The sequence below is a fragment of the Ereboglobus sp. PH5-10 genome (genome assembly GCF_029504735.1).
Taxonomy (GTDB): domain Bacteria; phylum Verrucomicrobiota; class Verrucomicrobiia; order Opitutales; family Opitutaceae; genus Ereboglobus.
In genome coordinates, this window is the sequence record NZ_JAQFIP010000022.1 from 1 (window position 1) to 14,137 (window position 14,137).

Below are 14,137 nucleotides of genomic sequence, written 5' to 3' on the forward strand. Positions count from 1 at the left end.
GGGCTCGCAGTTGCAAAATATCACCGACGCGGTCCATTGCATAGTGCAGGGGGGCGCATCCGGAACCAACAACATTGATGCCGATCCGCTTCTGCTGCCGATAGGTGAATCAATGGGGCATCTTGTGGCGATGCTATCGGCAGGCAGTCCTGCTATAGGATCGGGTCAATCGCAGGCCGAAGCAGCGGTTGGTATAACAATACCGCAGGCTGACGGCCGAGGAATGCCTCGTCCTGAACATCCGACAATAGGAGCATATGAGTGGACCTCCTCATCAATGATAATATCGAGCCAGCCACAAGTAAACATGGACGTCGCACCGAATGGCGCCGCCGTAACAATATCATCCACGGTCAGCAACGCGGTAAGATATGAGTGGTATTTTAAGAATGACGGTATGTTCAATTATAGACTGTTGAACGAAACACAGACATCCGAGTGGAATATAATAGCGGGACCGGGAAGTTACGGCTGGTATCGCATGGTGGCATATGACGCGCAGGGAAATCAGTTGGCCGCAGAGCCGGTGTTGGTGAGGAGTCCGCGGGTTTACGTGAGCACGACAGGCAGTGACGAGAACGACGGATCGTCATGGGCGACGGCGGTCGCGAGCGTGCAGCACGCGATAGAAAACTGCTTCGGCAATGAGGTATGGGTTGCGAGCGGGACGTATGTGCCGATGGGTCGTCCGAACGGAGGGAGCGAGACGGACAACCGACAGAGGCATTTTTCGTTGAGGAACAACGTGTCGGTGTATGGGGGATTTGCGGGGACGGAGACGGCGCTCGGGGAGCGGGACCTGCTGGCGAACGAGACGATCCTGTCGGGGGACTTTAACGGGAACGACGTGTATGACCCAGTGTCAGGGGCGCTCAAATCGGGAAGCAGTGAGAACGCCTACTATGTATTTTACCATCCGCAGCCGATGGGAGTGCAACTGAATAATACAGCGGTGCTTGGCAATGTGACGATACGGGGCGGAAGTCCCAGCAGCTCGTTGAGTTCAGGGGGAGGCATGCGGAACCTCAACAGGGCAAGTCCGAGATTGGTAAACTGTGTGTTTACAGGAAACCTGCATGCGGGCCTGTATAATGGGAGCTGGTCGAGTCCGGAGGTGATTGGATGCGCGTTCAACGGGAATGCGGGTGCGGCCGGAGTGTATGACAAGGATGATGCATCGCCGGTATTGGACGGATGCACGTTCTATAGAAACAGCGGCAATGGATTGCAGCACGGGTATAGCGGGACGGCAACGGTGGTGAACAGCACGTTTTACAGAAACGGGGGCCACGGTGTGTATGTGCATTGGAATACAAACGCCGTGGTGATAAACTGCACGAGCACCGAAAACGAGGGAGGCGGGATTGTGCTCGACACGACGAGTGGTCCGATGAAGGTGATAAATAGCATAGTATGGGGGAACAAGGGCTCGCAGTTGCAAAATATCACCGACGCGGTCCATTGCATAGTGCAGGGGGGCGCATCCGGAACCAACAACATTGATGCCGATCCGCTTCTGCGGGAATTTGAAAATTATGGTGGGGTGGTTTCGATAATTCCTGTTGCATTTGGGAGTTGCGCAGTTGAAGCAGGCATCAATCAAGCTGAACTTGGTGATTCTGTAGTATTGCCAACGGTAGATGCTAGGGGAGTGGATAGAACCGCATTTTCAAGACCGACAATTGGAGCTTATGAGCCGCAGGCAATCATACCTAGTGGACAACCCTTAATTATGCCGATATTGGGCACGGGGGCCTATACCATTGGTTCTGATTACACACTCAATGTGGTTTGGAGCGAAACTCGTGCAGAAATGGGATTTGTGTTCAAGTGGTATAAAGACGGGCTACTTGTTCCGATCGAAACAAGTAGTCGTTTGTCGGAGCAAGCATTCAGACTAGGAACATCGGATTATCGCGTCGAAATCACACTTGATGATAAATCTTGGTCTGCTGAATATACGGTGACGATTTATCCAAGTGTAATTTATGTTTCTGGGACAGGTGATGATGCAAACGATGGGACGTCCCCGGTAACGGCCAAGCGTTCTTTGGACAAGATTTTGGCGAACCTTCCCTACGGCGGAAACTTCACAATTAATGTGCTCGGTGACTCATCTGTATATGCCGTTAATGATCTATATACGCTCACTTCGGGCGTGACGCTGAATATCGAAGATGGCGCGATCATAAAGTTTGCCGATGGTGCGGGGCTTAATGTTGAGGGTGGTGCGACCCTGAATATTGGTAAAGCCGTTCTCACTCATCTCGCTGATGACACTATCGGTGGTGACACAAATGAAGACGGCAACCGCTCCGTGCCAAGCCACAATCAATACACAATAACAGGTTCCGGTCAGATTTCGATTTCGGCAGACTGCGACTTTCGATTTAAGACCTTCGAATACGGCGGAACACTTTCAGTCGATCAAATTTGGATTGGGAACAGGGTTTATCGCATCACCTCCGATGTGGTTGTGCCAAATGGCGTGAGTTTGACGATCCTTGAGGGCGCTATTCTGAAGTTCGACCAAAGCAAGCGCATCACCGTGCAGGCAGGAGGTTCTCTATATGTGGCAGGTGCAAGGAACAATAATGTGATTTTCACCTCCATTAAAGACGATGTTCATGGTGGCGACACGAATGGCGACGGAATAAGCACTATTCCCTCAATGGGCGATTGGCGGAGTTTGCTCATCAGCGGCCATGCGGATTTCAGGCATTGCAAATTGCTTTTCGGCGGCAACACGAATTCAGGAGGTTGGTCGGGCGCGGAAGGCGGAGTCATCACCTATTTGAACGGGTCAACAGGTGTCGTCGACTCATGTCTGATTTCGGATGGAAAATTTGATGGTGTTTCCTCATACTCCCCCAGTCTACTGGTGGAAAATACGACTGTATTTTATTGCGATAGGGCTATCCAAGTCTTGGGTGGACAGGCCGATTTGGTTAATTGTGTGTTCTATGGAATGACAGGTAATCATGGAGTTCTGGCACACGGCGGCATCGTGAGGATGTATAACAGTGTTTTGTCCAAGGTTTCCTCCAGCTTTATCTATGCGGGTTCGTCAATAACGATAAAGAACTGTCTTTTCTGGAACCCTGCGGGGTATGGTCCCCAATCCTACAGTGCGGTAGGATCAAATGGGAATCTGTGGAGCGATCCTCTTTTCCATGCTGCCGAAAATGGCGATTTCACCCTGAAAATCGGCAGTCCGTGCATTGATGCAGGGGACGGCTCTGTGGCCCCTGAGCGTGATTTTTTTGGGCAAGAGCGGGTCGATGACATGTATGTGGAAAATACGGGCACGCCGGCATCAAATGGGGCGTGCCCGGATATTGGCATTCACGAAATGAGCGCCAATGCGGTTTCGGATGTCGATTTGGCAGTGAGCAAAGTGGTCATCCCTGCGTCGGCAAATGTCGGGGATACGATTCAAATAAGATACACGGTTACCAATGTCGGCAGCCTGCCTGCGCGCGGCACCTGCCGCAACGAAATCACGTTTGTCGGTAATTCCACCATGCCCAATAGAAGCGCGAACGCTATCAGCTCGACACTGAGCCTTGAGCCTAATGAGAGCGTCGAGTTGACCGCAAGTGTCACCGTGCCGAGCTTGGCGGAGGGCGACTGGCATTTGCAGATTCTACTGAACCCTGACAGGGCTATTTTTGAAGGACGCAATACTGACAACAATCTCTACACGACATCGGATGTGATACGCATCAGCATGGCGGCATTGGGTGGGACGACCACGGCCGTAATCAACGGCAACTCCAGCCAGACCTTCAGAGTCGAGGCCTCCGCCAGCGAAGCGGGCACAATCTTGATCTATGCGCCGGAAGGTTTGAACATCTATGGTGCCTTTGGCTATGTGCCGGGTGTCGGACAGAGCGACATAAAGGCCGTTTATTGCGGCGATGGTGTTTACGCCATCACGGTGCCGCAGGGTGAAGGCAGCATGTATTTGACGGTCGAAAACCCAACCATTGCTGATAAAACCATTCAGATAGAAAAACCTACTGCGGCACTGAGCATTCTTGGCGTGAGCACAAACACGCTTCCAAATACCGGGCAGGTGACACTTTCTCTATATGGCACGGGATTTACAGCGTCCTCACTTGTGGAGTTTCGGAGTAACGGCCAAACGATTCTACCTAATCGCATCACTTGCATTTCGCCAGTGGAATTGTCCGTAACGTTCGCCTTGGATAATGCGACAGCGGGCGACTATGATATTATAGTTAGCAACGGTTTCAGTCAGGTGACATTTGATAGGCCGATTCAAGTATTGCAGACCTCCGTGGGCCCAAAGCTCACGGTGACTCTCGAAGTGCCTTCGGGCATCCGCCCGGAGCGCTGGAGCATGCTTGTGGTCAATTACACCAATGAGGGTGACGCGGATGCCCACGCGCCAATTATCACCCTGTTTGGCGAGACGGAGGTGTTCTTGTCACCAGACAACGGAGTGGAAGAATTTGAGCATTCGATTCGTTTGTTTGGACTGGCCCAGGATGGCAACCCCTTGGTCATCGCGCCTGGAAAGAGTTATAGCATGCTTGTGCAGTTCAAAACCGCAAGCACGGGTTCGGCTGTGGTGATTAGCAATTTGGTATATAATCATGGGAAAGATATTATTGCGTGGAGTGGTCTCTTTAATCTTGCGTCAAGCGAACCGGAAAAACTCCAGCGACTCTATGACGCGTATGGCGCAGAGAACACAACCGGCTACTATGACGCCATTTTCGCGGATGTCCAAAAGTGCGCGGATATTGGCATTCGCCCAATTTGCGCGGAACATTTCTTCCGCATAAAATCCCTATGCCTCCCCGAGTCTGAATACGCCATTGTGAAAGGAACACTGCTGCACCGGGACACGGGAGCGCCGGTGCCGGATGTTGTAATTCATGCTTGCACGGCAGAACAGTCATCCAGCGTAGCCGTCTCCAAGACAGATGCCAATGGGCGATTTTTCTTTTATGGGATTGGAAAAGGAACGCTCGTGTGCGCGAGCAACACCTTGGATGTCGAGGCCATTATTCCCATTAACGATAACATCACAGAACATGTGGAAGTTGATCGCGCTCTCTTGTTCTGCCAAAAGGAAGAGATCGAAGAGGCTGAGACAAGACAGGACTTGAGCTCTCTGCATCTTGTTGGCATAGGAGGTATGCAATTGTGCGTAGGGTTAAATAATGGGCTTTTGTTCGCGGCTGATATGTCCAAACTGGCGCAATACACTTACTATAAGTCAGAAAAAACATACTCATCCGTTGTTGTCCCTGATTCACAGGATAATCCGAATGAAATAGTTGTCTTCCTGCTTGATGGTGGTGGCAAAAAGATATCGAAAGCCACTCTTCAAATAACCGCGCACGGGGATTTTCAGTGGGTAGATTATAAAGAGCATATTGAAAATTTTGATTATGATAAAATTGTGTTAATTTCTGATGAAATAGGAAACTACACCGGGGTTGCTCTTGATTTAGAAGCTGGTTCGGGTTCATCGTTGAGATATTACAAATTAAATAAAAATGAATTCATTGATATTCCGATTATATTAATGGATTCCACGTTTGCATCAACTTTTTCCATGCCTCCTATTAAGACAAATTTCACCATACCGTTTGCAGTTGGTGATATAAAAGTGTCAATCGAGATTACGGGTGATCAGGAAACCGAGGAAAAGTGTTGCGATTGGTTGCAGTCATCTGGGTTCAAGGGGACGGGGGCGTTGCAAATGAAATCATGGACAAAAATTGTTACTGGAGCCGCGATCAGCACTGGGGTGGATATTAGTGGAAAGTGGGATCGCAAATATACGTGCCAATTGAATGCGCAGGCAAATAAATGCAATCATGCACCTATAAGATTGCTCTCAGAAGAAAGAGCGCTTGGAGGTTTTGTTTGGGTAGACCTCACCAGGTCTGTTCCTTTGCCTCTAAATCTAGGAAAGCTTTCTGGAAAAATCCGGGCGAAAATTGGTTATAATAATAAATTATTAACTATAAATGGAAGTGAGACAACAAAACACGAGGCAAGTATGGAGTTTTCTTTGGTCGGTCAAGTCGCAGCTCAGGCGGCGCTTACGAATGCTCTCAAAGATGCGCTTGAACCCGAAGATGCTGCATATATAAAAGAATTTACGATAGGGATCACCGCCGCTAGCGCCAGAGCTGATGTTGGTGTTTACTATGATTCAACGAAAGGAATAAGAGGTATAAGAGAGGAGCTCTCATATAAGGTAGAAGTGACTAAAGTGTTTAAATGGGAAGGTATGCTAACTGAAGATTCCTCCACGCTACTTAAGCCTAAATTCACTTGGGATCCTGATATTCAGAAATATTTCGACTCCAAATCTAACAAGAGCTCGATGTCGATGAGCAAAGCCGTCAATTACCTACTGCCTGAAACGACGCTTTTGTCCGCGATGTCTCCGTTGGATGACATATCTGTAGACCTATCACACAATACTGTGTTTGCGCCAGGGCAACTACAGGACGGTTATCCGTTAAACAATGAATTCCCATGTTTAATTGGGACACAAGATGGAAACACACTAGCATGGATTCGGCAGGTCGTGTCTGACGGCTTGAGTATGGGGAAATTGCTAGTTGGCGACATTCGGAATGATCAAATTGAGGGTTTGCGGGAATTATCCCAAGGGGATGTCAATGTGACCGGCTTGTCCATGCTCGCCATCAATGATAGTGATCTTCTTGTTGTTTGGGCGCAGGCGGAGCCATTGCGGGATTCCGAGAACGCGTTCAGGCGATCAATCTCCCGTTTTGACACAAGATTATATTATGCAGTGCGCAGTTCGGGAGCTTGGTCTTCACCCAGAAGAGTTACCAATGCTGACGTCGTGGAGACCAGACCTAAGCTGGGATTCGATTCACTGAAAAACGTCCCTGTTGTTGTGTGGATGGGTATGAATGATTCTGGTGAGCATACAATTATGTCGGCGTCCTACAATGCCGATATATGGCAACCCCCCAATGCGGTTTTATCGACTATAAATAATATCGAGGCTATAGAAATTTCCTCTTGGCGTAAAAATGACACGCCCGCCCAGTTGCTGGTGTCTCTCTGGCAGGGGAGTGACAACCAGGTTGTGAGGAGTGGTGTATTAGGGGCATCTGGATGGGCAATGGACACATTCACCATTCCGGTGATGCCTGTTACTGCTTCCAGCGAAACCGAACAAGCCACAATTACTTCCTATGCATCTTTAGCAATGTCTCAAAATCCCATCTTTTCGATGGCTTCAGCCCCCTCCGATGGCTGCAAGGAGGATTGCCGTTGTGGATGCGGACTGGTTTATTTTTGCGGCTGTCCTGTGGCAACATGTCCATGCAAGGGAGAATGCAAGGGCGATGGTATAAGCTGCTGCGATTGTGTTGATAAAAATGGCATTCCTATTCATCGTTCAAATGACCCCAACGAAATGACAGGCCCAGCAGGAGCTGGAGAACAGCGCTATGTGATTCCCGGCGAATGGCTCGATTTTAAGGTGTATTTTGAAAACATGGCCACTGCTACGGCGGCTGCACAGGAGGTGCATGTCAACAATGCGCTCAGCCAGTATTTGGACTGGAGTTCGTTTGAATTTGCCGAGGTTTCGTTTGCCAACCAGATCGAGATGGGGCTGCGCGGTTTGAAGAGCGGACAGATCGAGGTCGCGCAAAAGGGCACCAGCACCAAGGTGCGCGTGGAGGCTTCGTATAATGAAAGCACCGGAAAGGTTTATTGGTATATGCGGTCGGTTGATCCTTCCACCGTCGACAAGTGGCCGCTTGATCCTTATGCGGGCTTCCTGTTGCCGAACGACGAAACGGGGCGCGGCGAGGGTTACGTGGCTTATCGCGCGAAGGTGAAGGCCGACGCGCCACATAATGCGCGTATCGACAGCAGCGCGGATATTATATTTGATTACAACGAGGTGATCGTCACCGATCCGGCTTGGTTCAATACCGTGTATGCCGAGGGGTTGACTGCTCCGGAAATCACCACGCCGCCATCCGACGCTACAAAGGCGCTTGGAGCTTCAGCGTCGTTTACCGTGGCCGCCACGGGTTATGAGCCGATGTCGTATCAGTGGTTTAAGGACGGTGTTGCGCTCGAAGGCCAAACATCTGCGACGCTCACGTTGTCGAGCGTGCTGGCTGACGACGCGGGCCTTTACACGGTCGCGGTGACAAACATCTTCAAGTCGGTCACGAGCGAGCCGGCTTCGTTGACTGTTTTGACTCCGCCCGAGATTGCTTGGGCACCCAACGCCGGCAGCCAGACCGTGCAGGATGGCGCGACGGCGACGTTTGTCGTGGAAGTGACCGCCGGCAGCGCGCCGTTCACCTATGCGTGGTTCAAGGACAATGTGCTTATCGCGAGCGCTACCGCCGCCTCCTATACCACGCCCGCCGCGCTGCTCTCCGACAATGGCGCGGTTTATAAGGTCGAGGTTTCCAATGCCGCCGACACCGCATCGCTGAATGCCACGCTCACCGTCGTTGCGAGTCCGAAGACTATTGCGGATCAATATAAATCGCAAATCGAGGATCCGGGCACGGCAACGGTCACGATTTCGGGCACGGTTGATTTTTCGCTGGTTGGCGGAATCACGATTCCGTCCGGCAAAACCATTGAGGGTGCGGATGCCTCCTCAACGATTATCGGCGGCGTCACCATTCCGGCGGGCGCGAGCGGCAATGTCATTATCGGCATCAACTTCACCGAGGGCACGCTGACAATCAACGGTGCGAGTGATGTGGAGGTCACGCATTGCACGTTCACCGACACGCCCGTCACCATTACGGACGGTGCGGACAATATTTCCTTCTCGTGGAATGAATTCACCGCGACGGGCGGCGGCAGCGGCTCGGCGATGACCATTTCCAACGCAGGCGCGGGCACAGGCATCCTCCTGCACAATAATCTGTGGGGTGACGGGCTGAAATCCGACATGCCGGGCGTGACCAATGCGCGCGTTTACATGTATAACAACTACTTCACCGCAACGGGCAACACCACCGCAACCGTTGCCGGAGCGGGCGCGCAAATCCTCTCGGTCAACAACATCTACGAAGGCACCCACAACCCGCTCACCACGCAGTCCACCGGGTTGCTGCACGCGTCGGGCAACAGCATGATTTCGACCACCGGCACGACCGAGCCGGGCAATGACGAGGTGTTTGTCCCCTCGTATTCGCACATCATCAACCCCGCCGACACCGTCACGAAAGCCTCAATCGCGGCGAATGCGGGCAACACTGCGGGTAAAAACTCCAGCACGCCCGCGCAAATGAGCGGCACCGCCGGCATCAGCGCAACCGTGACCGGCTCCGGCGCGAGCAAGACCAATGTCAGCGCCCATGTGCCCGCGATGGGAGGCTTTACTCTCGCATCAACTGCGACCGGCTTTGCGCCCGCTGCGCGGCAGTGGTATCTCGACAACTTTGCCATCGCCGGCGCGACTTCCGGCTCCTACGCCGTTATCAACGCAAACGCCGCCGCGCACGCCGGCACCTATGCCGTGGCATTGACGGCCGGCACGGGAGAAATCGTGACCTCCGGCGCGTTCACGGTGACGGTGGGCGCGCTCGCGCCGCCAGTCATCACGTCGAATCCCGTGTCGAAAACAATCAATGTCGGCGGCAGCGCGACTTTCACAGTTGTCGCCACCGGCGAGAGCTTGTCTTACCAATGGAGGAAAGGCGGATCGAGCATTGCCGGCGCCACCGGCGCCTCCCACGCAATCACCAACGCGCAGCAATCGCACGCGGGCAACTACAGCGTGCTCGTGATGAATCCGTCGGGCACAGTCACCAGCAGCGCCGCCACGCTAACGGTGACCACCACCAGCGGCACCGGCGGCAACAACGGCGGAAACAACAATTCCGGCGGCGGTGGAGGCGGCGGCGCGGTAAGCCTCTGGTGGCTGGCCGCGCTCGCAGCATTGGCGGTTGGGCGCCTCATCGGACGGAGGACTCCATAACAATACCCTCCGCCACTCCTTTTTCGCCGGGTGATTTTTGCTATGACTTTGCGGCGGTTTTTACGCCGCGAGTCTTCCGCTTGCTTTTTTGGAAACTTTTCCGCGCCAACTGATCGCAACGCCATTCGGTGGGCGGTGATACGAAAACCGTGAAAACATGCGGTGGCAGTAGGGCAAAAGCAGGTGTGTCGCAAAAAAATGAAAAATATTTTCAGGGGGAAAAGTGACCCCCAATATGTTAGGATAACATAAACATATTACTACCGTTTTTTAGTGCCAGGTTCATGCATCGTCAACATCAAAATACACTTTCGCGCATTGACAAAACGCCATTTTTATAAATGGTCCCGCTCCGTCAGCGGTTCTTTATACATTCTTCGTTAACTCAAAACCAACCAAGTCCCTCTATTATTTCCAAAGCATGAATTTTTCAAATTCATGCCATGACGCTCGGAGTAACCTCTCGATGCGCGTCATTGCAGGCTGAACCCCCTCGGGCCTGCTGAGACACCACATAATAACATCGCCACGTAATGCCGGGTCGGCACGCATGCGGATGAATATATATCCATAAACTGGATACGTTATTACATCTTCACGTGCGCTTAACCGTCACAAGGCAACGCTATGTCTCCATATATTTTTACACTTTAACGATACATAATTCGTTGAACTACAAGCGCGGACTGCAAACGCAAACAACCTAAACAAACCAACAACCATTAGAAAGTTAGAATAAATGACAGAAGCAAAACACACCACGCCAAAAACCATAACCACAAATCGAAAAGAAACAAACATGACAGAAGCCACACCCATGCATAAAAACACCGATGTCCATAACGGTGCGCCTGCGAGCTCATTGCTCATCAATAAAAATGGCTTGTTAGCAATTGATAAAATCCTCGAGTTCATCGCGGAAAGCAATTTCACACCCATAGAAAAGTCCATGGCGCGTGACTTTCTCTTGGCACCAAACATGATATCTAAAGCCCTCAAAAACTATGAGGATTGCGGCGTTTCGGGAGAGGATGAGCTTAAACTCCTTTCATTTTTTGTTATTACTTCCCGCAAGCTGGATCGCCCGCTCGCGCTCATAACGCAAGCGCCAGCAGGCACCGGTAAGTCGACCGTTCAGGATGTGACACTTCAATTCGTCCCCGATAATGAGCTCGTCAAGCTTACAACGGCGTCGGCGGAGTCGTTCTATTACATCGATGGCGGACTTGAACACAAAGTCCTTGCTTTCGAGGAGCTTGCCGGTGTCAACAAGGTTGCGCATCCGCTCCGGGTTCTACAATCCGCCGGCGTCCTCACGAAGGCGGTGACAATCACGAAAGGCAGTGACCGGCGCATGCGTGTTTATGAAGTGCACGGCCCGGTGACAATCATGGTCACGACCACTGCCGTTGATGTAGAGAGAGAGCTCCTCAGCAGATGTATGATCGTTCACACGGACGAGAGTTACGCGCACACGAAACGCATCATGGAGCTGCAGCGTCTGAACGGAACCATCGAGGGCCTTGAACGTGCCGAACGCAAAAAGCAGATTGTGCGAATCCAGCAATTGGTGCAGTCGATGCTCCTCCCGCTCAAGGTGATGAATCCATTCGCGAATGACATGACCTTCCCCGTGGAAGGCGCCAACGCACGACGCGACCACGACAAATACCTCACCCTCATTTACGCCATCGCGCTTTTGCATCAATTCCAGCGGCCGATAATGATGCACACAATCGCAAGGAAAACCATCCCTTATATAAACATTACTATCGACGACATTGAACAGGCAAATCACCTGATGGGGCATTTCTTCGGAAGGAGCGTGGGCGATCTCTCACCCGGACCGCAGGCACTCCTCACGAAGCTGGTTGGTATGCTCGAAACGAAATGCGCGGAGGAAGGGGTCTCCCAAGAATTCCGCCGCTTCACGCTCGACGAATATCGCGCCTTCACGCAGTCGGCGGCGTCGCAAAGTCGGAAGCACCTCAACACGCTTGTGGCCTCAGGCTATGTGGAAGAATTTCGCGGCAAAAACGGCACACCCTTTGAATATATTCTTTTATATAAGCCAACTTTGGATGCCAAAAAGCCCTTCGTGGCGGGTCTCGTGGATGTCGAAACCTTGCGCAAAAAATACGCTGCCTCCACGCCCGAATCTGCCAGTGTGACGGCGGCAAATGCAGCCTCGGTTAAAACCAAAGCAAATGGCGGAGAGGCCATGCCGCATCCGCATACGGACGACACCTCCACGCCCAAACCGACGAACACTGCGCCGGCCGCGCCGCACACCAACGGTAAGGCCGCCTCAAAAAGCGAATTGCAAACAACGCCAACCCCCAAAAGGCGCAGAAGCAAAAACATTAATGATAAGAGCCAGGCCGATTTCGGACTGTTTTTCGGCGACGCACCCGGTGGCCTTTTCGACCAAACCTGAGCCAAAGTGCGCCCGCAATGCCCCCGAAGCCTCGCGCTTCGGGGCATTTTTTTGTCCATTCAAAATTGCCCCGGAACCCGCCCGCCCTCAGTCAAGAATCGTCGGCAGGCCGAATGGAGCGGCGTGTTCGTCGAGCGCCTTGGTGCCGCGGAAATATTCGTGGGTTTTTTCAAACGACTCGAATGGCATGCGGCTGTTTAGCTCAATGAGCTTGTGGCCAAACGCGATGAAGGGCTCGGCGTCGCTTCGCAACGTGAGCGCCTCCAGCACCGTCAAATAATCGCTGCGGAAAGAAGTGGGGATGATCAGGCGCATTCGGCCCGCCGCCTCCAGCTCCGCATTCATGCCAAGGCGCGAGATGCGTCCGTTGCCATCGTTGAAGGGATGCACCTCCGCCATGAGAAACAGCACGTAAAGCGCCCTCGCGACCGGCGACGGCAACGCGCGTCCCAGCGTCCATCCGCGCGCGAGTGTTTCAACAACGAGCTCCGGCGCGACAAACACCCGCGAACCAAATTCGTTGTTTCGCGTTTTCAGGACACCCGGTTCGACCGACGCCCTGCCGGCCATCATGCGGGCATGGCGTCGTTTTATGAGGTCGATCAACTCGGACGGGCTTTCCGGCACCGCTGCGCTGATATTGGGATCGGTGGCAAGCCGATAGGTTTCGCGCACATCGTGAGCGTCCTCGGGACGCGCGCTTTGCAGGCGCCCGGCCGCCGCGCCGGCGTAAACAATTGATTGCGCTTCTTCGACGGTGAATTTTGTGCCCTCGATGAAGTTCGAGAAATACGCCTCCCAAAAGGCCCGGTTGTCGAACTCCGGGGCCGGGGGCGCCGGCAGCTCCTTGAATGCTTCCGCCGCGAGGCGCGCGTGAAGGTTGCGGAAAAGAATGTCCCGCTCGGGGTCGTAAGGTTTTCCGTGGGCGCGCGAACGCGAAAGGTCGCTTGTGAGCCGGTAGGCGGAACGCCGCCCCAGCAATGCGTCGGCCAGATTTTGAAATTCCCGCTGTTCATTTTGCCAGCCAAGCCGCTCCGCCAGTCCGGCTGTGCGCGTTCGCATCTGTTCAAGCCAGACCGTGCCGAAGATGCGAATCTGGCGGTCAATCCAGTGCTCAAGTTCGGATTTCGAGAGGATTTTTGGTTCATCCCCGGCGCGCGCGCGCGCAATCTGCATGTTCTCCAAAAGCGCGCGCGGCTGGCTTGCAGTGAATAGCTTTTCGCTGTCACCAAATACCACCGGAATGTCGTCGGGTTGCGCCGCCGGGCCTCGCCAAAGCCGGATTTCCAAACCGGGCAACTTGCGCACGGGAGCCACCGCGTCCGGCACGCTTATATGAAGTTTGCCCGCGGGTGACAGTTTGTTGTCGATTGCAGAGCGATGGCTGATCACCGCGCCCGGATAAAAATGCGCGATAATCTCCAGGCGGTGCCGCTGCACGATAGTTTCGACAGGCGAGGTCATGTCGTCCGTGTAAATCTTCGTGGCAATTTTTCGCAGTTTTCCGTATGCGACTGCACGGGCGATTTTACTGGAGCGGATTGGATTGGATGAGCCGAAAGTCAGGGACATAAATTTTCTATAGTTGGAGCATTGAAACAGACATGGCATGTCAAATTTCATATAAATAAAAGACAGATGTGCCAATTTTAACAACAATAAACTGCTGATCGAGAGGACATTTGTCCTGAAGGCGGAGGCAATAA

Annotated in this window: 3 protein-coding genes; 2 read left to right on the forward strand and 1 reads right to left on the reverse strand. The window is 52.6% G+C overall.

Annotated elements, in window-relative coordinates; genetic code table 11:
- Positions 1-553: 553 nt before the first annotated feature.
- Entirely contained in the window at positions 554-9,994 is a 9,441-nt protein-coding gene (locus tag M2447_RS12630) for an immunoglobulin domain-containing protein (protein ID WP_277558895.1), read from the forward strand.
- Positions 9,995-10,793: 799 nt separating this feature from the next.
- Positions 10,794-12,431: a hypothetical protein gene (locus tag M2447_RS12635; protein WP_277510053.1), complete on the forward strand. Its 1,638-nt coding sequence runs from the start codon at positions 10,794-10,796 to the stop codon at positions 12,429-12,431.
- A gap of 87 nt (positions 12,432-12,518) precedes the next feature.
- Here the strand turns inward: M2447_RS12635 and M2447_RS12640 are convergent, their stop codons facing one another.
- Positions 12,519-14,003: a Fic family protein gene (locus M2447_RS12640; protein WP_277510054.1), complete on the reverse strand. Its 1,485-nt coding sequence runs from the start codon at positions 14,001-14,003 to the stop codon at positions 12,519-12,521.
- Between the last annotated feature and the right edge of the window lie 134 nt (positions 14,004-14,137).